This is a genomic window from Limibacterium fermenti, from assembly GCF_041902845.1.
In the GTDB taxonomy this organism is placed as follows: Bacteria; Bacteroidota; Bacteroidia; order Bacteroidales; family Dysgonomonadaceae; genus Limibacterium; species Limibacterium fermenti.
This window is the reverse complement of sequence record NZ_CP159486.1, coordinates 250,328-274,845: the sequence shown is the minus strand read 5'-3', so window position 1 is coordinate 274,845 and position 24,518 is coordinate 250,328. Positions and strand designations below refer to the sequence as shown.

Annotated in this window: 20 protein-coding genes; 13 read left to right on the top strand and 7 right to left on the bottom strand. The window is 43.5% G+C overall.

Annotated features, from left to right (window positions below):
* Positions 1–5: 5 nt before the first annotated feature.
* The 8 genes from ABNK31_RS01245 (at position 6) to ABNK31_RS01210 (ending at position 11,436) form a co-directional block, all read left to right on the top strand.
* Positions 6–1,565, top strand: a complete 1,560-nt coding sequence (locus ABNK31_RS01245) for a RagB/SusD family nutrient uptake outer membrane protein (protein WP_418893953.1) — start codon at positions 6–8, stop codon at positions 1,563–1,565.
* 16 nt (positions 1,566–1,581) lie between these two features.
* Complete coding sequence (locus ABNK31_RS01240) at positions 1,582–2,535, top strand: hypothetical protein (protein ID WP_418893952.1); 954 nt, start codon at positions 1,582–1,584, stop codon at positions 2,533–2,535.
* A 23-nt stretch (positions 2,536–2,558) separates the two neighbouring features.
* Positions 2,559–3,197, top strand: a complete 639-nt coding sequence (locus tag ABNK31_RS01235; protein ID WP_418893951.1) for an FISUMP domain-containing protein — start codon at positions 2,559–2,561, stop codon at positions 3,195–3,197.
* A gap of 6 nt (positions 3,198–3,203) precedes the next feature.
* Positions 3,204–4,271: a thioredoxin family protein gene (locus ABNK31_RS01230; RefSeq protein WP_418893950.1), complete on the top strand. Its 1,068-nt coding sequence runs from the start codon at positions 3,204–3,206 to the stop codon at positions 4,269–4,271.
* A complete protein-coding gene (locus ABNK31_RS01225; RefSeq protein WP_418893949.1) occupies positions 4,268–7,075 on the top strand; it encodes a M16 family metallopeptidase in 2,808 nt (935 codons plus the stop codon). The genes ABNK31_RS01230 and ABNK31_RS01225 overlap by 4 nt, the downstream gene beginning before the upstream one ends.
* 203 nt (positions 7,076–7,278) lie before the next feature.
* Positions 7,279–8,829, top strand: coding sequence for a PglZ domain-containing protein (locus ABNK31_RS01220; RefSeq protein WP_418893948.1), 1,551 nt, complete (start codon positions 7,279–7,281; stop codon positions 8,827–8,829).
* Between the two features lie 3 nt (positions 8,830–8,832).
* Positions 8,833–9,246, top strand: coding sequence for a tRNA (adenosine(37)-N6)-threonylcarbamoyltransferase complex ATPase subunit type 1 TsaE (gene tsaE / locus ABNK31_RS01215; protein ID WP_418893947.1), 414 nt, complete (start codon positions 8,833–8,835; stop codon positions 9,244–9,246).
* Between the two features lie 108 nt (positions 9,247–9,354).
* Positions 9,355–11,436 (top strand): tetratricopeptide repeat protein, encoded by a 2,082-nt coding sequence (locus tag ABNK31_RS01210; RefSeq protein ID WP_418893946.1) that lies wholly within the window; start codon positions 9,355–9,357, stop codon positions 11,434–11,436.
* A gap of 753 nt (positions 11,437–12,189) precedes the next feature.
* Here the strand turns inward: ABNK31_RS01210 and ABNK31_RS01205 are convergent.
* From ABNK31_RS01205 to ABNK31_RS01185, 5 genes are all read right to left on the bottom strand, one after another.
* A complete protein-coding gene (locus ABNK31_RS01205) occupies positions 12,190–12,477 on the bottom strand; it encodes a hypothetical protein (protein ID WP_418893945.1) in 288 nt (95 codons plus the stop codon).
* Positions 12,478–12,480: 3 nt separating this feature from the next.
* Entirely contained in the window at positions 12,481–12,930 is a 450-nt protein-coding gene (locus ABNK31_RS01200) for a hypothetical protein (protein WP_418893944.1), read from the bottom strand.
* Positions 12,931–13,009: 79 nt separating this feature from the next.
* Positions 13,010–14,689: an MAC/perforin domain-containing protein gene (locus ABNK31_RS01195; protein ID WP_418893943.1), complete on the bottom strand. Its 1,680-nt coding sequence runs from the start codon at positions 14,687–14,689 to the stop codon at positions 13,010–13,012.
* Between the two features lie 7 nt (positions 14,690–14,696).
* Complete coding sequence (locus tag ABNK31_RS01190) at positions 14,697–16,022, bottom strand: hypothetical protein (RefSeq protein WP_418893942.1); 1,326 nt, start codon at positions 16,020–16,022, stop codon at positions 14,697–14,699.
* A 245-nt stretch (positions 16,023–16,267) separates the two neighbouring features.
* A complete protein-coding gene (locus tag ABNK31_RS01185) occupies positions 16,268–16,912 on the bottom strand; it encodes a hypothetical protein (RefSeq protein ID WP_418893941.1) in 645 nt (214 codons plus the stop codon).
* Positions 16,913–17,050: 138 nt separating this feature from the next.
* Between ABNK31_RS01185 and ABNK31_RS01180 the strand changes: the two genes are divergently transcribed.
* Positions 17,051–17,806: a response regulator transcription factor gene (locus tag ABNK31_RS01180; protein ID WP_418893940.1), complete on the top strand. Its 756-nt coding sequence runs from the start codon at positions 17,051–17,053 to the stop codon at positions 17,804–17,806.
* A 34-nt stretch (positions 17,807–17,840) separates the two neighbouring features.
* Here ABNK31_RS01180 and ABNK31_RS01175 read toward each other — a convergent pair whose 3' ends face one another.
* Entirely contained in the window at positions 17,841–18,593 is a 753-nt protein-coding gene (locus tag ABNK31_RS01175; protein ID WP_418895453.1) for a ThiF family adenylyltransferase, read from the bottom strand.
* Between the two features lie 668 nt (positions 18,594–19,261).
* Between ABNK31_RS01175 and ABNK31_RS01170 the strand changes: the two genes are divergently transcribed.
* From ABNK31_RS01170 to ABNK31_RS01160, 3 genes are all read left to right on the top strand, one after another.
* The gene (locus ABNK31_RS01170) at positions 19,262–19,945 is read left to right on the top strand and encodes a hypothetical protein (RefSeq protein ID WP_418893939.1); all 684 of its coding nucleotides are present in this window, start codon (positions 19,262–19,264) and stop codon (positions 19,943–19,945) included.
* Between the two features lie 197 nt (positions 19,946–20,142).
* Positions 20,143–20,277: a hypothetical protein gene (locus ABNK31_RS01165; protein WP_418893938.1), complete on the top strand. Its 135-nt coding sequence runs from the start codon at positions 20,143–20,145 to the stop codon at positions 20,275–20,277.
* A gap of 30 nt (positions 20,278–20,307) precedes the next feature.
* Positions 20,308–20,709 (top strand): hypothetical protein, encoded by a 402-nt coding sequence (locus ABNK31_RS01160; RefSeq protein WP_418893937.1) that lies wholly within the window; start codon positions 20,308–20,310, stop codon positions 20,707–20,709.
* 89 nt (positions 20,710–20,798) lie between these two features.
* Here ABNK31_RS01160 and ABNK31_RS01155 read toward each other — a convergent pair whose 3' ends face one another.
* Positions 20,799–22,196, bottom strand: a complete 1,398-nt coding sequence (locus tag ABNK31_RS01155; protein ID WP_418893936.1) for an ATP-binding protein — start codon at positions 22,194–22,196, stop codon at positions 20,799–20,801.
* 316 nt (positions 22,197–22,512) lie between these two features.
* Between ABNK31_RS01155 and thrS the strand changes: the two genes are divergently transcribed.
* Complete coding sequence (thrS, locus tag ABNK31_RS01150; RefSeq protein WP_418893935.1) at positions 22,513–24,462, top strand: threonine--tRNA ligase; 1,950 nt, start codon at positions 22,513–22,515, stop codon at positions 24,460–24,462.
* The last annotated feature ends 56 nt before the right edge of the window (positions 24,463–24,518 follow it).

Genomic DNA, 24,518 nt, shown 5'->3' with positions numbered 1-24,518 from the left:
AGAACATGAAAAAAATAAACATATTATTAGTGGTGCTCACATTCGGACTTTCTTCATGTGGCGATTTTTTGGAAGAATATTCTCAAGACACGTCCTATGTACGTGGTTATGAAGATCTGGATGAGCTGCTGTTGGGAAGCGGATACATGCCTACGGGAACTCCGGCCTCATTTGCATTATCGGAGGAGTATATCGAGAAACCCTGGTATTATCCCTATATCCACCTGATGGCCGACGAAGTGAGTGAAAACATAACCAATACGACCAATAAAGGAGCCTTGTGGGATGTCCGTGAGAAATATTTCGGCTACTATACCTGGCAGCAGTCGGTGGGGATAAACTATGCACAAACGTCTATTCGTAAAGAAGATAATGATTGGAGCATGATATATATGCACATTAATATCGCGAATATGATCATTGCAACTATCGACAATCACGACGGCAAAGACAGCCGGGATGAACTGGAGAAGCAACGTATCAAAGGAGAAGCTTTCTTTCTACGCGGAACTTATTACTTCACGCTTGCCAATCTTTACGGGAAACCTTATAACGCGGCAACGGCAGCCACCGATCCTGCCGTTCCGGTCAAGCTTACGGAATTTATTGAGGACAAGCTGTTCAGCCGAAATACGGTACAGGAAGTGTATGAACAAGCGATTGCCGATCTTCTGCAAGCCGAAGAGTTGTTGGACGGCACTACCCGAAAGAGTTATTATCGCGCCAACAAGACGGCGGCCGAACTATTGCTGAGCCGCTTGTACTTATATATGCAGGACAACGATAAGGCGATGGAATATGCCGACAAGGTCATAAACGCCGGTGACAATAGCTTGCAAGACTTGAACGCAATGGACGGTTCCACGTCCTTCTTGAATCCCCGTTTGCCGGAAGTGATCTTCTCTATGGGTAACGGCGGCGTAAGAAGTTCCATCACAAACTACATCGCCGACTTTGGGGTGTCTGATTATCTTTGGGGGCTTTATGACGACAACGACCTGCGCAAAACCTATTATGTGAAATGGAACGACGCGGAGAGTTATGCTGAATATGTGAAAGGCGGCGAAGTTTTAGACCTCGAAAAGACATCCTTATCGGCCAATTTCCTGTTCCGGACATCGGAGGCTTATCTTAATCTGGCGGAAGCCGCGGCTTATAAAGGAGAGACATCCGTCGCGCAAAATGCGCTGAACTCATTACGCAAAAAGCGTATCAGAAATTCCGAATATCAGGATGTAACGGCATCCGGCAATGACCTGATCGAGGCGATACGGGATGAACGTGAACGCGAATTGTGTCTGGAAGGCCATCGGTGGTTTGATCTGCGCCGTTACACGGTGAACAGTGTATATCCGTTTTCAAAAACGATCCAACACAGTTACACCACTTTTGAATATAGTTGGACGACCGGCGGAAATGTTCCCGTTCAAACATCGGTCTACGAACTTCAACCGAATGATGAGGCTTACACTCTTCCCATACCCCGCGAAGTGATCAGTTTTAATGTCGGAATGCCGAATAACAGCAGGCCCCCAAGGTCCATTATCAAAACAATTAACTATTAAAAAATATTACAGACAAATGAAAAGTAAGATATTCTTTTTATTGGGATTAAACTTCCTGGCATTGTCATTTTTCGGTTGTCGTTCGGATGAGGTGGAAATAGGGGCGTTGGAAAAAGATTACTATCTGACCCCTTATGGCGCCAGCGCCAACGACCAACTATTGCAGCATCATTTTTACGACACCCATCACATCTATCTGCTTTTTAACGACACCATCCAAAAAGAGCAGACAAGCGTCAATCCCGACAATACGCCATTCTATACGTACCAGGCTGTAAATTTGGGCTATTCGATGACGGGTTCCCTAAGCAGTAAGGATAACATTTTCGAATTTGACTATATCCAGACCGACAAAGAGAAACAGGTCGCTACACAGTTCGTTCAGGACAAGATACTGCCTTCTCTCGGTCCCGACTTGCGCCCATTCTCTTTTTTATTGATCGACAAGATCAATTATTATGTTTCAAATGCCAGTACATATTACGAAATGCTCCTTACGAATCCCGTAGTATTCCAAGGCTGGAGATGCACGGCAATAGCGGTAAGCGGATTGACGGATATGACCGATGAGGAGCAGACGGCCTACCGCAATCAGATTTTGAAAACCATCGTTGCCGGCAAGATCAGCAAACTCGACCCCAGCATTTTCGATTCTTTTTATTCGTTCTGCAGCCAGTACTATAGCACCTTTAAAATGGATTCAGGAAATAGCCATGAGGTGGAAGATTTCATCAAGATTCATCCGACGATGATGGATCTGGGATTTCTCAGCGCCTACGCTTATGGCAACCCTTATGGATTTTATATGTATAATTTCAAGGCGAAGAGCTACGATTTGGAAGATTATACCAATGCCGTATTCGAATATAGCGAAGAAGAATTTACAAACCTTTATGGCCAGTATCCTATCGTCATGCAGAAGTATGCGATACTCAAACAAATTATAGCCGACTTGGGAGTGATTCTTTAATCCATTAACAATTTAAAATGACAATGAAATTTAGATATAAATCAATCGTATTCCTTTTCATCTCCATCGTTGGAATGATATCGTGCAGCGATGAGGAAGAGGCATTTGCGACACCGGTACCGGACGCTACCGGAATATTCGTAGATGATCGCGACGGCATTACATACCCTTGGGCTCGTTACGGAGATCAGGAATGGATGACGGACAATATGCGTTTTCAGACCACAGAAGGAGCGTTCCGTCCGGATCTCACACCCGTAAAACCCATTTATTATGACGATGGAAGGAACCGGAAATATTATGACAATTACGGCGGCCTTTACGATTTCACCGCCGCAAATGCCGCGGTCCCCGACGGATGGCGTCTGCCTACCAATGAAGACTGGAACCGGTTGGCGGATAGGGTCGGGCCCTACATTACAGAGGCTATCGACCTTCAATTCGGGGGATTTTATATTACGGCTGAATCCTATTCCCAGCAGCCGATCGACTTTTATGCAGGTGTTTACGGATTTTATTGGACGGCAACCACCGATGAAACCAAATCTGAAAACAATTTTGCATTTTGTCGCAAAATAGTCTATAATAAAAGCGGATATGAACAAAAGAGCATTGCGAAAGGTCATTTGCTGAATGTGCGTTGTGTCCGTGATGTAAAATAAATAAGGATGATAAGAAATAGTATACTCGCTCTATTCATACTCCGGCTATTTGTCCTTCCGTCGCTATTGACGGCTCAGGATGCAGGCGGAGTAAAATTCGAGAATAAGCCGTTGAAGGAGATATTGGATATTGCCAAAGCCCGGAATAAACTGGTGTTTGTGGATTGCTACACCACCTGGTGCGGTCCGTGCCGCAAAATGGCCAATGAGGTGTTTCCGCAAAAGATGCTCGGGGACTATATGAACCATGCTTTCGTATCGGTAAAGATCGACATGGAGAAAGGGGAAGGAATAGGTCTCGTGAAACAATGGGATATAAATAGTTATCCCACCTATCTGGTACTGGACGCTGATGGAAATGAAAAGTTTCGCATGCTGGGATATTTCGAGCCTCAGGCTCTGATCGATACGCTGAACGTCAAACTCCGGAACGACACTCCTTCCGTACTGGAACAGCGCTATGAAGCGGGTGAACGCACTCCGGAACTTATCCGTGAATATATTGCGGAATTGAGCAGGGTTAATAGGCTGAATCGTGTGGAAACGGTGGCGGAGGAGTTTTGTAATCGTCGTCCCGAAACGTTACTCTCTGATGAAGAGGCTTTCGACATCTTTTGTACGTACATTACGAATCCTGACAACCCCTCGTTTCTCTATGTGTACAAACACCGTTCTGAATTCATCTCCAAATATGGAGCTCAAATCGGCGAGATGCTCGAAGACAGATGGCGCATGTATGCAAAGAGCTTTTATCTTACGGATGTCGGCACCGATGAATTCAAGGGATATGATAAACTCAAGATGGATGAATATGAAAACTTTATGAAGCAAAACGGCGTTTCGAAAGCGGCCGAATATACGATGATGTATAAACTGCCGGCGTCCATCATCATGAACGATAAAGAATTGCTTTTTAAGAATCTCGAACAGTCCGCCACCATGGCCGGCATCAGCCAAAGCCAGTTCGACTATGCCTGTTCGACATTAGAGAAAAGTCTTACGGAGAAATCCGAAAGAGAACAGTTGGAAAAAATTAAAGAATTACGTAAACAACTAAATAATAGTGTGAAATGAAAAATGTTTTGAGTTTAGTACTCTTATTCTGCAGTATATTCATTATTCAAGCCCAAGACTTTGTACAAGACAAAGCCGTAAGGGTCGGTAAATTAGACAACGGACTGACCTATTATATCCGCCATAACCAAGAGCCGAAGGAGCGCGCTTTTTTCTATATCGCACAGAAAGTGGGAGCTATTCAAGAAGATGCCGACCAGCGCGGTCTGGCCCATTTCCTTGAGCATATGGCCTTCAACGGAACAAAGAACTTTCCCGGAACCGGCCTGCGCAGTTATCTGGAAAAAATAGGGGTCAAATTCGGAGCGGACCTGAATGCCTATACGGCCGTCGATGAAACCGTTTACAATATCGACAATGTACCCACCACCGTCAACGGCGCCATCGACTCTTGCCTCCTTATCTTGCATGACTGGTCGCACGACTTGACTCTCAGCGACAAAGATATAGAAGAAGAGAGAGGCGTGATCCATGAAGAATGGCGCGCACGCAACAACGCTTCGCAACGGATGAATGAGGCGATGATGCCGGTAATAATGGCCGGATCAAAATATGAAGACGCGATGCCTATTGGAAATATGGATATCGTCATGCACTTCGAGCCGCAAACATTACGCAATTACTATACGAAATGGTATCGCCCCGATTTGCAGGGTATCGTGATTGTCGGCGATATCGATGTGGATGAAATAGAAGAAAAGATTAAAACCATCTTTGCCGATATACCGGCTCCCCGCAAAGATGCCGCCGAACGCATTTATTATCCCGTCCCGGATAATAAAGAACCTATTGTATTCATAGGAAGTGACCAAGAACTGTTATCTCCTACGGTAACGTTCTATTTCAAATACGATGCTCCTGCCCGCGACAAGAAAAACAGCCGGCAATACCTGATAAACAACCTGTATAATAATTTCATTTATGGGATGTATCACGACCATACGCGCGATATCGCCCAGAAGCCTAATGCTCCGTTCGGATTTGCGTTCGTGCGTTTCGGCGACTTCTTTATTGCCAAAACTAAAAAAGCCCTTGCGCTGACCGTTAGTTGTCTTTCAGCCAACGGAGACATCGAAAAAGGGACGGTAGGAGCTTTACGCGAATTGTTCCGTGTGCGGCAACATGGTTTCACTCAAACGGAATTCGACCGCTATCGTCACGATATGCTTGTAGGCCTCAATAATCTGTTGAAAGATAAAGATAAACGGCAAAGTTCAAGATTCGTGGATGAATATGTACGTAACTTCCTCGACAATGAGCCGATACCCAGTCTCGAAGACGAAGTCGCTTTTTGGAACGAGACTTTACCGAAACTCAATGTGGATGGATTGAACGACTATCTTAACTCGATCTTCGCAGCGGACGACAGGAATATTGTCATTGCCGTGACTGCGCCTCAAAACGATACGTTGAAGCTACCGTCACAACAGGATATGATTGACCTCTATCATAAGGTGAAAGCGGAAAAACTGGAGCCCTATATCGACCAAGTCAGTAATCTGCCTTTCCTGCCGGCAGAACCGAAAGCCGGTAAGATCGTATCGGAAACGACCGATAAGGACGGTTATGTGAATATCGTACTCTCTAACGGCGTTAAAGTTATCATCAAGAAAACGGATTTCAAAAATGACGAGATACTTGTTCAGGCAATGGCTTATGGCGGATTATCGTTGTTGCCTGTCGAGACGTATAAGTACGGCTCGTTATTGAATATGATGGTCGGCGTTTCGGGATGGGGAAACTATAATTTTTCGGATATGGAAAAAAAATTCATTGGTATCAATGCCGATATCAATGCCGGAATATCGGAAAACTATCAGTCTATCGCCGGCAGTTGCTCTCCAAAGGATATCAAGACGTTGTTTGAGAAAATGCACGCCGCATTCCTCTATCCGCATAAGGACGAGAATGCCTTCACGGCGCTCGTCGACCGTCTGAAACGGAGTCTGAAAGACGGGAAAGACAAGCCCTCGACGATATATGCCGATTCTTTGAGCAGGACTCTCTACGGAGACACCCCCTATACCGAAAAAATGGACGCGGAAAACCTGGATAAAGTGGACTACGACCAACTGTTGAAACTCTATAAGGAACGCTTTGCCGATGCTTCAAACTTTACGATTTCCATCGTCGGCAATGTCGATATGGACAGTTTGCGTCCTCATCTGGAGAAATATATCGCGTCCCTGCCCTCTACCAATAAGAAAGAAGTGGCGAAACCGGTATTGAAAATCATTCCGGGTAGCCGTTCATGTATCTTTGAGCAAGAAGAAGAAACGCCAAAATCGACCATAACCGTACTGTATCATGCCGACCATACATTCGATTTTCGCAATCAGCTTATGGCGAGTATGCTCGGACAAGCGCTCACGATACTTTATACGAAGACGATACGGGAAGAAGCGGGAGCGGCTTATTCTGTCGGGGCAAGCAGCAGCGCCGAATACTATCCGGAAGAAAAAGCAATGGTTAAGGTACGGTTTACAACCAATCCGAAGTCTCAGGAACTGGCCGTATCGTTAGTCGATAAAGGCCTGCAGGATATCGCCTCTGAAGGACCGGAGAAAGCCGATATCGACAAAGCGAAAGAATATCTGCTCAAAGTATATCAAAGTAATCTTACGCTGAACAGGTATTGGCAATACGTCATGAGTTATCAGTGGAATCATGGCGTCGATATCTCGAAGGATTATGCGGCCATCGTGAACGATATCACAGCAAAAGACATTCAGCAATTTGCCCGGAATATCATGGAAAACGGCGATCGCATTGCCGTTATCATGACAACTCCCGGCGCGAAGTAGAAATATCCCGTCCATTTCCTCACCGGATAAAAGTACCGGGCAAAAATGACCGTCATGTCATTTTCGCCCGGTATTTTTCGCCTTTATCGGACGGATAAAAAAACAGGTTTCCGCACGACACGAGTAAAAAATTGCCGGATACATAAGAATTCCATATATTTGTTCCTCCATTCGGCTCATATACGAGTCGGCTGATCGATTAGATGAAGAAAGCGCATTTCCTTTGGGTAGACGATGAAATAGATCTGTTGAAACCGTATATTCTTTTTCTCGAAGAAAAAGGGTATAGCGTCGACTGCGCCAACAACGGCAACGATGCACTGGAAATGTGCCGTTTATCGCCCTACGACCTCATCTTTATGGATGAGCACATGCCGGGGCTCACCGGCCTCGAAACGCTTTCCGCACTTCATACTTTCCGCCCGGACATACCGGTGGTAATGATTACCAAAAGCGAGGACGAGGGGATCATGAATAAAGCCATCGGCAAAAAGATCGCCGATTATCTCATCAAGCCGGTCAAACCGAATCAGATACTCATCACCATCAAGAAACTTCTCGACCAAAAGGAAATCATTTCGGAAACGGCAACGGTCGATTATCGCGGGGAATTTAACAAATTGAGCGAGGATATCGGACGGGCCGATTCGGCCACGGAGTGGACGGCTATCTATAAAAAAATCGTGTTTTGGGAGATGGAATTCGCCCGGTCGCAGCATCCGATGCAGGAGTTTGTGATGCGGCAAAAGGAAGAGGCCGGAAAAGCCTTCGGAAAATTCATCAAACGGCATTACGAAGCTTGGATAAACGGCAACGATCCCTCCCGTCCCCTCATGAGCCCGCAACTCCTCGAACAACAGGTTTTCCCTTTGATCGACCGGGGCGAAAAAGTATTTCTCATCCTCATCGATAACTTCCGTCTCGACCAATGGCTGGCCATAAAAGATGTGGCTACCGAACATTTCTTATATACGGAACAGGAATACTTCAGCATCTTGCCGACCGCTACTCAGTATGCACGCAACAGCTTGTTCGCTGGAATGTTGCCTAACCGGATAGCGGCGGATATGCCTCAATATTGGGTGGAAGAAAGCGAGGAAACCGGCAAGAACCTGCATGAAGCGGATCTGCTTGCGGCATTGCTGAGCCGTCTCGGCCGAAAGGGTTCCTTCTCTTACACTAAAATCAACCTCCATCAGGAAGGCGAGCGTTTTGCGAACGGTTTTTCCGGACGTGAGCTATGCGACCTGACTGTGGGAGTATTCAATTTCATCGATATGCTTTCGCATGCCCGTACCGAGTCGAAAATGCTCCGCGAACTGGCTTCCGACGAAGCGGCGTACCGCTCGCTCACGCGTTCGTGGTTCCTGCATTCGTCCCTGCCGTCGTTGCTCTCCAAAATAGCCGGAAAAGGAGGCACGGTAGTCCTCACAACCGACCACGGGACAATCAGAGTCAAACATCCGCAGAAAGTGACCGCCGACAAACAAACCAATGCCAACCTGCGCTACAAGGCAGGAAAAAATCTGGCGTATGATCCCAAGAAAGTCTTCTCCGTGACCCATCCCGAAAGCATCGGACTGCCTTCGCCCAATGTCAGTACGCGATATATCTTCGCCCTCGATAACGACTTTTTTGCCTATCCGAACAATTTCAATCACTTTGCATCGTATTACGAAAATACATTTCAACACGGCGGCATCTCGATGGAAGAGATGATTGTTCCGCTCATCACCCTTCACCCAAAACAATAGAATATGAAAATAGAAATAAACGACTTATCACAGATCCAAACGGCGGCTAAAGTTTTTCTCCGGGAAATGCACGATAAAACGGTCTTTGCGTTTTATGGAGTAATGGGCGCCGGCAAAACCACTTTTATCAAGGCGCTTTGTAAAGAACTGGGCGTACAGGAACCCGTCACCAGCCCCACCTTCGCCATCATTAACGAATACCGCACGGAGGATGGCGCTTCGGTGTACCACTTTGATTTTTACCGCATCAAAAAACTCGAAGAAGCTTTCGACTTCGGCTACGAAGATTACTTCTACAGCGGCAACCGTTGCTTCATCGAGTGGCCGGAATTGGTAGAAACGTTATTGCCGGAAAATACGGTGCGCATAACCATTACCGAACAACCCGACGGGAGCCGGCTGATTGAAACCGAATGATTTTGCCGGCAGCTCATTAAACTAAAGAATATTAAAACGCTCTTAAAGATCGCAAACCCCGTAAAAAGTCACGAAAATTTCCTACATTCGCATCACAGAAACTATAAGATGAGAAAAACGATCCTGTCTATTTTTGTACTGCTGGCATCTTTATCGGCTACGTCGCAAGTGAATACCGATCGCGTCATGATGATCGGTAAAAATGCGTTGTATTTCGAGGACTATGTGTTGGCCATCCAGTATTTCAATTCGGTTATCACGGCCAAGCCTTACCTTGCCGACCCCTATTACTACCGGGGAATGGCGAAGTTTATGCTCGACGATTTTAAAGGTGCGGAAGAAGATTGTTCGCTCTGCCTGGAACGGAATCCGTATTACACGGCGGCGTATCAGTTACGCGGCGCCGCCCGGCAAAACCAGGACAAGTTCGAAGGCGCGGCGGCCGATTACCAGCGCAGTCTCGAGTTCATTCCCGAAGACCGGCTCACGCTGGTAAACATGGCCATCGTCAATGTCGAATTGAAGCAATACGATACCGCGGAGAAGTTTTTCGAGGTGCTGATGCGCCGTTATCCCGATTACACTCCGGGATATCTTACCCGTTCGCAGATGCATCTCGAACGGCAGGATACCCTAAAAGCGATGGATGACCTGAACAAGGCTATCGAAATAGATTCTTATAATGCGCAGTCGTTTGCGGCAAGAGGATTATTGCATTTCCAACAAAAAGACTATAACAAGGCGCTGGCCGATTTGGATGAAGCCATTCGCCTCGATCCGTACTTCGAAGGCAATTACATCAACCGGGGATTGGTCAAATATAACCTGAACGATTTACGCGGGGCCATGGCCGATTACGACCGCGTCATCGAAAGCGACGAAAACAACCTGATCGCCCGCTTCAACCGTGGGCTCTTACGGGCTCAGGTAGCCGACAACAACCGGGCTATAAAGGATTTCGACAAGGTGCTCGAATTGGAACCGTCCAACAGCATTGCTTATCTCAACCGCGCGATCCTGCAACGCGAAACGGGGGACACGCAAGGGGCTTTGAGCTACTTAAATGTCGTTCTCGAAAAACATCCCGATTTTTTCACCGGATATTATATGCGGTCGGAGTTGAAACGCCAACTGAACGATTTGCGCGGCGCCGAGCAGGATTATAATCTGGCCCGTGCCGAAGAGGCGAAAGCCAGAAAGGGCAGTTCGCTGAAAGAGCCGGCCTCTAAAACGGAAAGCGACCAACCGGAGTCGAAAGATACCCGCGAACAAACCGATGAGGATATCCAAAAATTCAACCTGCTGGTGGTCGCCGACAAGAAATCGGAAGAAAAAACCAAATACCAGCGGCAAAGTCGCGGCAAAGTACAGAACATCAATGCGCCCGTGGAGCCGGAACCCGAGTTCGTGCTCACTTATTACGAAGGCACGTTCGAAGTACGCCGGCCGGTCTATTTCTCTCAAACGCTACAGTCGGCCAACCGCAATATGGAACTCGAATGGGCCTTAAAGATCACAAACTACGAAGTGCCGCTGAACGAAATACAAATACAGGCTCATTTCCGTTCGATCGATCGTTACACGCAGCGCATCCGGAACGCAACCTCCGACACCCGGCTTTATTTCGGCCGGGCCATGGACTATTTGTTGGTGCAGGACTACGAAAATGCCCTGATCGACATCTCGCGCATCATTGAAATCGACCCCGGCTTCGTTATGGCTTACTTTGCGAGAGCCGTAATACGGTCTAAGCAAATGGAAATTGAAAGGCTCGAAAAGGACGATGCCCCCCGATCGAGTTCTGCGACGGACAATTCCCGCAGTATGGTATCGGCCGAAACGGACAAATTCGCGGCCGACAAGCTCGCCAAACTTTCCGACGTGCCGACCCAATCGCTCAAATACGATGCCATTATGCGCGACTATGAAACCATTACGCGGCTACAGCCGGACTTTCAATTTGCCTATTACAACCGGGCGACTTTATACGAATTGGAAAAAAATCATCAGGCTGCGATTACCGATTATACGAAAGCCATCGAACTGGAGCCCCAGTTTGCCGAAGCGTATTTCAACCGCGGACTGGTGCGTTTGGCTGTCGGCGAGACGGAAGCCGGGCTCGACGACCTGCGCAAGTCGGGCGAATTGGGTATTGTACAAGCTTACAGCATTATTAAGCGGATGCAATAAGAGAACACCCAAACGGACAATCATCTCCGACGAACCGATTGGAGAGGTTCGACGGGGAAGGAAAAGAGGACTCTTTTGGGGAAGTGGTAGTGTCGAGTGAGGCGCTGCCGGTATCCGGCAGGCTCCTTCTTTAGCCAAGTGTCGTGCTGATTGCGTCAAGCGCGTTCCTGTCCTGACAGAGTGTCGCGCTGATTGTGTCGAGTGCCCTCCTGAACTGACCGAGTGTCGGGGTGGTCGTGTCAAGTGCCCCCCTGTCCTGACCAAGTGTCGTACTGATTGCGTCAAGTGAACCGCTGAACGGACAAAGTGTCATGCCGGTAGTATCTTTTTTAGTTCTGACCTGACCAAGTGTCATACTGGTAGTATCAAGCGGAACGCTGACTGGCTCGAGCGTTCTGCTGGCGATGAAAAGCGCCGGCCCGCCGCCATACCATGCGGAATAATAAGGAGGAAAATACCCGCCGGCGCAAGTCTCCGGACTTGTGCCGGGAATCATGATGAACCGCACGAGGCAGATCCGCGTGAGCGAAATGTGATTTCGTTATTTGTGGGCTTGACTCGCAATGGGTGCATAACCCGATGTATAAAACACTGTTTTACCTTCATTATATCGTTGCAGCCGTCTGTCTAATTCTTTTTTTGACTTCAACCTCCTGATAAGTGACAGCCAAAGCTTCCATCAGGCGTAACAACCGGTCATCCGCAGCATTTAAATTCACACTCTCCCCCGTTCAAAATCATCCCGAAAAGTCATTATTTTGTCCTTAATGGAGTAATTAGTATGCACTCGATCTGACTGATCCGGATCATCCTCCCAACGTAAATTATAATAGCCTTTAGCTTCTGTAGTAAAACAAAACTGATATTTCCCCTTCTGACAATCTCTCCTTTTTCTTCTACCATTATCGTTCCGACCCAACTGGTCTCTTTTAGAAATTCCCCGGAAGGGAAAAAATCTTCCGCATCATTTTTACCGCAACCGGCGAAGCCTATATTTAACAATAAGGACAGCAGGAGTATGTGCGATTTATTTATATTCATAATTTATAGCTCGACTAAGTTTAATTCCATGTTCTTACTAACACCATCTTCGACAAATGCATCTTGTACTAATATGATTTTTGTCTTACTTTGTGATTTAATCAACCAATCACCGGCTAATGGAGGATACCAATCGGCAGTGATTATAAATAATTTATTGCTGATCTGATATTGGAAATTTCCAAAGGTAGGTTCTTTATCGTTATCTGGCTTATATTCATATTCTCCCCGTTTGTCAGTTGAGAACTGTATATTGATATATCCTTCCCTTATGATTTCATTCTTAGACTCATTCCTATAACGTCCTTTCCATATGGTCTGTTTCAAATAATCGGGTGTCAGTTGAAAGTTTTCGACCTTATCACCTTTGCCGCAATCGCAGTCATTTTTATCACAACCGGCAAACAATAAAATACTTGTTGATAATAAAATAAGGAAATTAAATGCTTTCATAAAAATGTTTATTTGTTAAGTCGATGCAAATATATAAGGAATTGTCTTGTGCTTCAAGACAATTCCTTGTTAAATGTTGTTATAAACCGAATATCCTATATCTTTGATATAGCGACATCATGGAGATAGATTTTTCCGGAATAGAATTTACCCAATCCAGTATCCCATACGCCTCCAAAATATAATCATCGTCATAGTAAGAAAAAGCGACTAATGCGTTCGGATCATAGATGTACCAGATATTTGTATTCTGATTCTTATATTTATATACCGCCGTTTCATTTATTGCGTTAATTTTGAAAGATAATGGAATCCTCATAATAGGATTGATAATTGTTTTAGGATTCGCCTTAATGAGTAAGTTATAATATTTACTCTTTTCATTTAGAATGGTATTGCTTTTTTCCGTAAAGACACTACTCGTATTATTAGCTTTTAAAATTTCATCACTCGCTTGATCATTCGCAGGATCATACAATATAATTTTATCACCTTGCCGTGTATTTAAGACCGGGGCTATAGCATATAGTTTTTCACCGGAACTACTTTTTCGGATATATATTTTAACTATTTCTATAAACGGTTCATCAAGATACTTTTGATTCAGATATTCCATATGTGTATCGCTATATCTATCCCTGAAATTTTCTTCCAATATAAAGTCTGATAAAGGATAAAGTCCTTCGTCCTGAATATCTACCATTGTATGGGTTTTTGGATCGTTTAATGAATTCAGCCAGGGTGTCAAATCAATTCGATATTTATTCAATTCCAGTTCGGGAGTTGCTACATTATAACCATAGGTTCCACCAAATGTTCTTATAGAATAATATAACGAACTGAAAGTCTTTGTAGTAGTCGAATCATTGCGATTATTGGTTCCGATAGAGAGTTCACCGCTAACGCTATTTAAACTATCCGCCCCGATGGGTGCTTTTTTTTTCCATGAATAAGAGGCTGTTATTTCCTTTCCTAAGTTCTTTTCATTACTAGCGAATTCCGTTTCTTTCTCAGAATCTCCTGCAAATAGAGCAGATGCTCTCCCTCCGGTGTAATAACCGGTTAGAATAAATTCTCCGTAGCTATGTAATAAATCATACATAGAGGTATTATATAAAGCATCTATAAATAATTCGTCCAGGTAATCCGATGCAATTCTTCTTCTTGCATTCTCTGCGGTTTGTAGGGACAACATTCCATTTATGACTTCTACATTTAATTCACCAAAAACTGATGTCTTTTCCTTCATTGAATTACGTATGAAAATCTCGGTTACCGTTTTCTTTCTTCCAAGTTTGAATCCCGCAATATTGAGAGAGAAGCCTTTTTTCACCTTACTTGTATAAGAAGAATTTTGTTCAAGACGGTCAAAAGAAGCATGCGTGTATGAATGTGCATACGAACTTCTTATTTCTTTTGCTGTAATATAAGACGGATATCTTTCTATTAGCTTTTTCATATTTACTACGGGAAATTTGGCATTATGAAAATCCCCGATTATGGAGTTTCCGCTTTCAATTGCATAAGAATATCCCAGAAAATCTGTTGGATCTGTGAAGGATGCTCTTGTTGATGCAACATTTGTTTTTCTTTTAGACCATACTCTCGGCAGGCTTGGATTTCTTTGTTGCAATATTATATCAGCAGAGGAATTTCCTTGCTTTACGTTACTGTTAAGAATATTCAAATTCTCGTCGTTACTACATGAAACACTAAACAACAATATGATAGAATAGATAAAGTATTTTTTCATTTCCATTTTAAATTTATAGGATTACAGGAGATGATTTACTAACATTTTTAACATTAACTCTTTTCGTTCCACGAGATAAATTAGTCGTCAAGTCAACAATTTCTATATTGGTTTCAAATATTTCATCAACATGTATTCTTCCGTTCCATCGTCCGGATATTTTAGCTTCTTTTCCATTATATTCGATGGTGGCAACATAATCTGCTTCTACGTCAAATACTTTAAAATAATATGTCCCATATAGTTTAGTCTTGGGCTCAATCCTCACGGGAACTTTAGCATAAAGGTGATTATTAACTTTCTGGGATGAGCGATAATAAGTGTCAGGCTCTTTTGATAAATCCTGAACGAAGTCTATTTTATCATTTGTGACAGTAGGTCTCCTAAAAAGTATCGAGGAAGATCCGACCTTAAATGCTATGGATTTCTTTTCTATAAAATTCGAATTTACATTTCGGATATCATCAAAGATGAGGTCTACTCCAATTGCTCTACTCTCAGAATTCGTATATGAGACTTTGATTGAATCATTTGTTCTACGAGTAACTTTTGCGTTATATTCATTCACAAATTCTACATTTTTTAATGTGAATGTTGCATCCGGTTTGATCGCAAATTCTTGTTGCGCTTTATTAGTATATTGACCGTATCTGACTTTATTTTTATCTTTCACTTCCACTACATGATAAAAGATATCCCCCCAACTACCGCTGCTGCCTTGTCCAATATAAGATTGACTTTCTATAGCGTAATATCCGGGATAAGAAGTTGACGGGATAAAATCCCAGGATGCATTATATAAATCGCCCGAATCATCTTTGCCTGTAAGAAGAATTTTTTCATTCGGGTTCGCCGTATACTGCCCCACACTTACCGATGTCTTGGATTTGTATGAATATATCAGGTATGGAATACCCGATGTCGCCGGTAATACCTTTACATAAAACTTTTGATCTGTCGAGTTGGCTGTAGTACTCCAGGTGACTTCCTGCCATTTACCGCTGGCTGATAGGTATTTGTTTCCATCCCTTGCTTTCAGTGTAAATGGAAGTCCGTCAATCGCATACATGTTGGATGAAAAATATGGGTCGTAATCGGCTGCCATTGGTGTGGCCGAACGTGTCGTTCTTCCCTTAAAAAGTTTGGATTTAATAGAATCGGGATTGACTGACAATAGCACAATACTGTCCTGCCCCGTTGTTTTGACGTCTACCATCTCCTCTATTGAATCTTCCGAAGTTTTTAAACTTTCCGAATCGATCATTTCATTTTCCTGTGAGCAGGAAAAAAGCTGCACCAAAAGAATGGTTGCACAAACAAATTGAATAAGGTTTTTCATTTTTTTTCTTGTTTTTTGTTTCCTATCTCTTATTTATCGTTATAAGATATGGGAAACTGATGAATAATAATTGAATTATAGACTGTCATAGCAACCGTTCTCTATATTGCGCACTATAAATACCGGATGCATTCATTTAGTTTAGTGTGATTTTTTATTACAAATATACACCGGAGTGCAATGGCTTGCAATACACAAAAGTGTAATAATTGCGACTCCCTTAGAAAAATACACTTTTGTGTAGTTTATGCCGAGAGGCAGAATGGATTACTTAACAATGATCGGTTTTTCTTAAAAAAACCACCTATTCCGTTTAAGGTAGCATATATGGGAATGGTTTCGGAACCGAGATATTCTATTCCCCGACCAAGGGATTCCGCCTCTATCCCCATCAAACGCATTGTTCGCAGTAGCCTACTATCGCATTCGGCAAAAACGATTCCTTTATCGAATTCGAACATCGGAGCTATTGCATAAAGTAACAATAGCTTAAATAATAATATTCCATTATGACCCGCATCCGTACTGACGGCAAATCGACCGATATGCCATATCGCCGTATTGCTGTCGGAGGGGGAAATGTCCGTTAATGACCGGATGTTAAATAATGTCTGTATGGGCAACATCTCGTACCCATCCCAGTGCATCAGCCGGATAGTGCCGATGATTTTATTTTCTGCATTTCTTGCTACAAAAATACGTGAGCGGTTGAAGTATTTCATTTCTTCCTGATGAATACAGGCAATTTCCGAGATGGAAGTTGTACTCATTTGCCCGTTTGTGTGGTGCTTATAATTTTCCCATACCACAAATTCCGCAAGTTCATATAGATTGTTGTCCGATAACTGCCAGATAGTGTAGGCACCGGTGTCTTTGATAAATCTATCCATATTTTGATTTCTTCTGTGTTAAATTTCGCAAACATATAAACTACTTTCCAAAGGGGTATTACACAAAAGTGTATTTTTGTAGTTCGGATTGGATTTTTTTGCTTATTTTGCCAAAGACTAAAAATACACAATACTATTATGGCTAAAAAAGAATCTTTTTTTATCAAAGAAAACGAGGTCGGTTTTGTGCCTGATGAAGAATATACGTATGTGGAACCATACGTGCAGTTATTAGATGCGTTTGCCCGGACGACCTATAAAAGCATTTATGTGATAGACTATTTCCGGAAGGATTTTTTCTATGTGTCGGATAATCCGCTTTTCCTTTGCGGCCTGTCGCCCGAAGAAGTGCGGCGGATGGGATACGATTTCTATCTTCGGTTCGTTCCCGAACCGGAGATCCCGTTATTGTTGGAAATAAACCGAGCCGGGTTTACTTTCACGGAATCCGTTCCGCCGGCAAACCGGTTGGAGTATACCCTTAGCTACGATTTTCATATCAAGCCTTCGCCCGGCAAGCCGTTGCTTATCAACCATAAGATTACGCCCTTGCGTTTAAACGGCAATAAAGTGTGGTTATCGCTTTGTACGGTATCCTTTTCCTCGAAAACCAAACCCGGTAATATGGAAATTGCCCGTAGAGGATATACCGGACATTGGAAATATAGTCCGGTGGATAGGAAATGGCACGAATGTGCAAGAATTATCCTGAAAGAAGAAGAAAAGGAGGTACTCCGCCTATCGATGCAGGGCTATACGATGAAGGATATTTCGGAACATGTATCTAAATCGTTGGATACGGTAAAAACTTATAAACGCCGGATCTTCGAGAAATTGGAAGTGGAAAATATTACGGAGGCCATCTCGTATGCCATTAATAATAATTTATTGTAAAACCTGTACAGCCCGGAAATATCGGATAGGATTTCTATGGAAATAGAGCGGATGCCATATAAAATTGGGGATATTGTTTCACTTCCAGCCCTGTAGCAATGTAAAACATCAAGTTGGTGCACAAGCCGGCTACTATCCATGACGCGACGGAGAGTTGGGGTGGGGGCAAAATCTCTTTCTCGTTTTTGAACTGCGTGATAATTTCTTCAAACCCTGATTCGGGCTGTATCTTCAAGTTGAAATCGTGGATGAGATGTTCCACAAACTTCACTTCGAAATTCTCCCAATTATCGCTGACCTCTCTTAATTGGTTGCCGCCCGGCATTACTACCACAACCAAACCGATCCAGCCGAGGTTATAAGGATGGATAACCGGAATGTGATGCTTCTGACAACATTCGTCGAAAACAAAGGGTATCTCCGATTTAAAATCAAGTGCATTGACGGCAATATCCTGCCCTTTTAGCAATTCTTCCACATTTGTATCGTCGATAAAGGTGCTTATTGCCATGATATTGGCTTGTGGATTGATGTTCAACAAGCGTTTTTTGAGCGCTTCGGCCTTAGGCTTGCCGATATCCTGCATTTGGTAATTCTGTCGGTTTAGGTTTGATTCCTCTACTAAATCCCCGTCTACAATGGTTAGTGATTCAAATCCAAAACGCAATGCACACTCGGCAATATTACTTCCGATACCCGCCCCTGCAAGCAGAATTTTATGGCTTTTAATAAATAGCTGTTCTTCGGCGCGCAAATAAATGCGGTTTCTACTATATCTCTTCTCTATAAGTTTGTTATTCATTGCTGAAATTAAAATAATAAGAATACAATAAATGAGCGATTCTTCTAATTTTATGTATTTTATTTCTTTAATCCAAAATTACCTAATGTTTGAGAACTTGCAAAAATTATATCCTGAAATTTTTACTTTTGAACATTTTAGCTTGTTGCCTATCTTTAATATCCCTTGTTCCTTGAAGTTTTGTGTGCCTTTTTCTATACCCATTTGCATCGCTTATGCCGTCAATAGTCAGTTCCGGTTTATTTTCATCAGATGGATTCAGCTTAATTTTCAACTATTCAGATAATTATTATAACTGTTCCGGATCTACGGGAACGGTTGCTTTATCATGGTTTTGACATAAATGATTCTGTTTCTCCTATTTTCCCGGTAATGGTAAGAAATGATGAAAAAGTATACCAAATAGTCAAAAAGCTTCAGGAAATGGGTATATTTGCCATCGGAAATAGCCGAATATACAGAACTGCCAATCAACGTAATAAGGAAGTTATGATCAACTGCCATCACAACTTTAACTCTCTTTCTGGTCGGTTTCACGTTAATTCATTAGAAAGAATGAACGGAAGGTATATTTTTTACGGATTTGTTTGGAGATTACTATCATTGTTTTTATATTTGCCGGACGTAAAGGTTTCATCTAAAACAGAATTGATATGACAACAAAAGATGTCAATTTTAATCTGATGACCGACTCCGTGGGGACTACCCTCAACACATACAAAAGCGTATGGGCAGTGAATACACGTTTCACAGAGGCCACAGACCGATTTTGGGACATTAAAAACAAAATCAATGCATCGGCCGAACGCTCCGAAATCGAAACTTCGGGCGCAACTACCGAAAAAAAGAACGTCGCATTCGACGCTTTCGACATGGCTGCCGACCTTTCCAAGCGAGGCAGCATCTATGCTCTGGATAACAAAAATCTGGAACTTCACGACCAACTGCGGGTGAGTCGCAGTTCACTTTCGGGTATCGACGGTAAACAAGCCATTGCCAAGATGCGCGACATTCACACCCGTCTTTCGGCATTACCCCCGGAGGGACTCGCTCCTTACCAGATTACGGAGGTAGAACTGACTGAATTTAAAGGTTTAATCGATGCCTACGAGGCGCATATCTCTCGCCCACGTGATATCACGATAGACCGTGCCGTACAGAATCAGGATGTATTGCCGCAACTTTTTACCGATATGCGCGGCGTTTTGTATGTGATGGACAGCCTGATATCCATATTCAAGGGGACGGAATTCGCAATGGCTTACCGTCAGGCGCGTAAGATCATGGACAGAGGAAAGACGGCTGCTTCCAAGTCGAAGAACCCCAAGGAAGCATGAGTAAAGCAATGACGGGAGGCAACTCTTCAAAAGCGTGAGATTTATAGATTAATCGAAAAACGTAAAGGGCCGGTGATTCTTATCGGCCCTTTTTAGTATGGTTTTTACGGCAGGAATCTGTAATTTTGCAAATAAAAAAATAGAGGTATGCATAAGCAATCCATTCCTTACGTTATCTTTTTTCTCTTCTTGTTTTTATGGACGGGCGTTCAGGCAACGTTGGCGTAGGGAAATATAATTACTGGCTGAACCCTTTTGTCGGGCTGACGATAGGAGGAGCGGCTACTTATTCCGGTATCGACAAATATTTGGAATCGCCGAACGACCCGTAGATTGTCTATTATATTGAAGATAAACATATATTGAACTTAAATTGCCTTACCGGCATCAAACTGTCTTCGCCCACTCATAAACATTTCGGCCTTGCAGCCGATGCGGGTTTTTCGTTCGAACCCATTCCTTTCAACAGCGGGTCGGTAGAATCGCGCAATGTGGTTACGAATGAAGAAAAGGTAAAAAGCAAAACCGTTTTTACCCGCTTCAATCCGGCGTATTATTTGCAGTTAAGCCTGTTTTACAGGAAGAAGACCCACACTCATCAATCGTGTCAGTTAGCAATAGGGATGGGAGTAACCAACTATAACCCTTACAATACGTACTACCGGACAACAATCGACGGCATCCGGTTAAAAGATCATTTCGAACTGTCGACATCCAAACCCGCCTACACGTTATTCCTGCGGCTATCGGGACTGAATTTTTAATCGGCCGCCAAGCGCTATCGGCTTTACTCCGTATCGCCCGGCAAATAACGCGAAGCAAATAGCGGCAAACAGCCGAATGTAACCGCTTGTTAGGTGCGGGTGGCGTCATTATTCTTAAATGCAAAATCCGAAATAGATAATTTTTCTTTCTGCTTTATCAAGTCGGCGAATAAAAATGAATAATAAAGTGGAATATTTAAAAGTCCCTCGTTATACTCTAAACTTTTGAGCGAAAAACGAATGCTTAATTCGGGACTATATTTTTTACGAAATACTCTCAAACTTTGTCCTTTTACTTGTTCGCCCGATTTTACTTCAATTGGGAAAATTACATTTTCGTCCGAAATAATAAAATCGAGTTCACTTTTCCCTTTGGGCTGATTTGGATTGTCGGCATTGCTTGCCCAGTAGTATGCTTCGTCAAAACCAAGTGAACGCAATTGCTGTAATACAAAGTTTTCGGCAAAAGCACCACCAAAATTTGACCAAATATTATCATCGCCAACTACAATTGAGGCAGGCAAACTTGCCAACTGTCTCATCAATCCAACGTCAAGGGCATAAATTTTAAAATCGGAGTTATCCGAATAAAAAGACAGCGGCAATTTGTCGCCGTGAGCAGTGAGATTGATTTTATAAATCAATCCTGCATCAAGCAACCAATCAAGAGCAAAAGCATAATCACGTCCGCGTGCAGACGGCTCGATAGTTTTGTAAATAAATTTATGATTTTCTTTGGCAAATTGCTGTGGTACGCTTTGCCACAAATTCCCTATTCTTCGCGATTCCGTGTTACTTGTATGCTTGCTGAAATCATCTTTGTAGTCGGCAAGAATGTTTTTCAGAATCATTTCTACAATAGTAAGATTTTTGTTTTCAACCCATTCCGATACGACAGCGGGCATGCCTCCTATTGCGAGATATTGCTGAAAAACATCTTTAAATCCGCTTGTAATCAGTGGTTTTTTTAATAATTGAATTGCATCATGCGCCTCTGTTGTTTGATTTTGCATATTGTTTGCCCAACAAAATTCCTCAAAATCCATTGGGTACAAGCGTAATCTATTAACTTTTCCAACAGGAAACGAGGTCCCGCTATGTAAAGCAATGCCAAGCAAACTTCCCGTAGCCACAATATAATATTCCGGTGCATCTTCTGCAAAATATTTTAATGAAGTCAATGCACGAGGCACTTCCTGAATCTCATCAAAAATTATCAAGGTATCGCTTTGATTTACAGAAGTGTTAAATTTCAAAGACAAATAATTAATAATCCGCTGGGGTTCAATGTTCCCTTCAAATAAAGCGACTAATTCTAAATCTGTCCTTTCAAAATTAACATAGACTACTTTTTGAAAGTATTTTTCCCCGAAAAGTGTTTTTAGAAGGTAAGTTTTACCAACTTGTCGTGCGCCTTCCAACAGTAGTGGTAAACGTTTTCTACTGCTTTTCCATGCTAATAATTGTTCTAATAATTTCCTTTGCATAACTTTACAATTTTATCCCGACTGTAAAGATACAGAAAAATCACATTATTGGTGCTAAAAATGTGATTTTTGATTTACAGCCATTCTGTTGTTTGAGACGACACTCTATTAACCTTATGCTTTAGCTTACGGGCAACAAGCTGAGAGCAATAAAGTCCCGCAGGGACGACACTTTGTAATCATACGAATAGCGACAAACAGTCGAATGTAACCACTTGCAAAACTGAAATATTACTTATTAAGTTGCGTATATTCGCTCAAAAACCGTACATTTGCATTCTAAAAATAAAAAGAGAAAGCTAAACGACACATCACAATGATAAAAATTACTTTTCCCGATGCATCCGTAAGGGAATATGAAAAAGGTATTACCGGATTGCAGATTGCCGAGAGTATCAGTCATCGCCTGGCGCAGGAAGCCCTTGCCGTAAGTGTGAACGGCGAGACGCGCGATTTGACCCGCCCCATCGAAGACGATGCCGAGGTGCAGATACTCAAATGGGAAGACGAAGAGGGCAAACATGCCTACTGGCACTCGTCGGCGCATTTAATGGCCGAAGCGTTGCAGGAACTCTATCCGGGAATCAAATTCGGTATCGGCCCCGCCATTGAAAACGGGTTCTATTATGATGTCGATCCCGGAGAAGGGGTGATCATCAAAGAATCGGACTTCCCCGCCATCGAAAAGAAAATGATGGAATTCATCGCCGCAAAAGAAGATATCCGCAGAGAATCCGTTTCGAAGAGCGACGCACTGAAAATGTTCTCCGAGAGAAACGAAAACTATAAAGTCGAACTCATCGACGAACTGGCCGACGGGACGATCACAACCTATACGCAAGGCCGGTTTACCGACTTGTGCCGCGGGCCGCACTTGCCCAATACGTCGTATATCAAAGCCGTAAAGGTGCTATCGGCAGCCGGCGCTTATTGGCGCGGCGATGAGAAACGCCCGCAGCTCACCCGTTTGTATGGCATCACCTTTCCTAAAAAGAAAATGTTGGACGAATACCTGCTGCTGCTCGAGGAAGCGAAAAAACGCGACCATCGCAAAATCGGCAAGGAACTGCAACTGTTTACTTTTTCACCTACCGTAGGCGCCGGATTGCCTCTTTGGTTGCCCAAGGGAACGCAGTTGCGCCTGCAATTGGAGGATTTTCTGAAAAAAATTCAGAGACAATTCGATTACCAACAGGTCATCACTCCGCATATAGGGGCCAAACAGTTATATGTCACCTCGGGACATTATGCGAAATACGGAAAGGATTCTTTCCAACCCATCCACACGCCTGAAGAAGGAGAGGAGTTTTTGCTCAAACCGATGAATTGTCCGCATCACTGCGAGATATTCAAGGCTTTCCCCCGTTCATACAAAGAATTGCCCTTGCGCCTGGCGGAGTTCGGAACCGTGTATCGATACGAAAAAAGCGGCGAATTGCACGGACTGACACGTGTTCGCGGATTTACCCAAGACGACGCGCACATTTTCTGCACGCCCGATCAGGTGAAAGAGGAATTTCTGAAAGTGATGGATATCATCTTCATCATTTTCAATGCGCTCGACTTTAAGGACTTCGAAGCGCAGATATCGCTCCGCGACCCCGATAACAAAGAAAAATATATCGGTAGCGACGAAAACTGGGAAAAGGCGGAGAATGCGATTGTGGAAGCGTGTCGCGAAAAAGGACTCAAGGCCAAAGTCGAACTCGGAGAGGCCGCTTTCTATGGCCCGAAGCTCGACTTCATGGTAAAAGATGCCTTGGGACGTCGTTGGCAATTGGGAACGATACAGGTAGATTACAACCTTCCCGAACGCTTTGAACTGGAATATACCGGCGCCGACAATCAGAAACACCGTCCGGTAATGATTCATCGGGCGCCTTTCGGCTCCATGGAGCGTTTTGTTGCGGTACTCATTGAGCATACGGCCGGAAAATTCCCGCTTTGGCTCGCGCCGGTACAGGCTACTGTACTGCCTATTAGTGAGAAATTCAATGAATATGCCTATCAGGTCGTGAAAACATTGAAAAAATACGACATTCGCGCCGAAGTCGATGACCGGAATGAAAAGATCGGACGAAAAATCCGCGACAACGAACTCAAACGCATTCCGTATCTGCTAATCGTTGGAGAAAAAGAAGCAGCCAATGAAGAAGTTTCCGTAAGAAAACAGGGCGGAAACGATCAAGGCTCCGTAAAACTATCTATCTTTGCAGAAAATATTTTGCGTGAAGTAGAAGATATGGTATCTTCTCAGGTAAAGTAAGAAACAGTTTCTAAACAGAATTATTGGAAATAAATAGAAATCAATAAAAATCAGAT

Excerpts from the sequence above, each read along its gene's own strand:
- ABNK31_RS01245 (WP_418893953.1), top strand. The coding sequence starts at position 6 with ATGAAAAAAATAAACATATTATTAGTGGTGCTCACATTCGGACTTTCT.
- ABNK31_RS01240 (WP_418893952.1), top strand. The coding sequence starts at position 1,582 with ATGAAAAGTAAGATATTCTTTTTATTGGGATTAAACTTCCTGGCATTG.
- ABNK31_RS01235 (WP_418893951.1), top strand. The coding sequence starts at position 2,559 with ATGAAATTTAGATATAAATCAATCGTATTCCTTTTCATCTCCATCGTT.
- ABNK31_RS01230 (WP_418893950.1), top strand. The coding sequence starts at position 3,204 with ATGATAAGAAATAGTATACTCGCTCTATTCATACTCCGGCTATTTGTC.
- ABNK31_RS01225 (WP_418893949.1), top strand. The coding sequence starts at position 4,268 with ATGAAAAATGTTTTGAGTTTAGTACTCTTATTCTGCAGTATATTCATT.
- ABNK31_RS01220 (WP_418893948.1), top strand. The coding sequence starts at position 7,279 with ATGAAGAAAGCGCATTTCCTTTGGGTAGACGATGAAATAGATCTGTTG.
- tsaE (WP_418893947.1), top strand. The coding sequence starts at position 8,833 with ATGAAAATAGAAATAAACGACTTATCACAGATCCAAACGGCGGCTAAA.
- ABNK31_RS01210 (WP_418893946.1), top strand. The coding sequence starts at position 9,355 with ATGAGAAAAACGATCCTGTCTATTTTTGTACTGCTGGCATCTTTATCG.
- ABNK31_RS01205 (WP_418893945.1), bottom strand. The coding sequence starts at position 12,477 with ATGAATATAAATAAATCGCACATACTCCTGCTGTCCTTATTGTTAAAT.
- ABNK31_RS01200 (WP_418893944.1), bottom strand. The coding sequence starts at position 12,930 with ATGAAAGCATTTAATTTCCTTATTTTATTATCAACAAGTATTTTATTG.
- ABNK31_RS01195 (WP_418893943.1), bottom strand. The coding sequence starts at position 14,689 with ATGGAAATGAAAAAATACTTTATCTATTCTATCATATTGTTGTTTAGT.
- ABNK31_RS01190 (WP_418893942.1), bottom strand. The coding sequence starts at position 16,022 with ATGAAAAACCTTATTCAATTTGTTTGTGCAACCATTCTTTTGGTGCAG.
- ABNK31_RS01185 (WP_418893941.1), bottom strand. The coding sequence starts at position 16,912 with ATGGATAGATTTATCAAAGACACCGGTGCCTACACTATCTGGCAGTTA.
- ABNK31_RS01180 (WP_418893940.1), top strand. The coding sequence starts at position 17,051 with ATGGCTAAAAAAGAATCTTTTTTTATCAAAGAAAACGAGGTCGGTTTT.
- ABNK31_RS01170 (WP_418893939.1), top strand. The coding sequence starts at position 19,262 with ATGACAACAAAAGATGTCAATTTTAATCTGATGACCGACTCCGTGGGG.
- ABNK31_RS01165 (WP_418893938.1), top strand. The coding sequence starts at position 20,143 with ATGGACGGGCGTTCAGGCAACGTTGGCGTAGGGAAATATAATTACTGG.
- ABNK31_RS01155 (WP_418893936.1), bottom strand. The coding sequence starts at position 22,196 with ATGCAAAGGAAATTATTAGAACAATTATTAGCATGGAAAAGCAGTAGA.
- thrS (WP_418893935.1), top strand. The coding sequence starts at position 22,513 with ATGATAAAAATTACTTTTCCCGATGCATCCGTAAGGGAATATGAAAAA.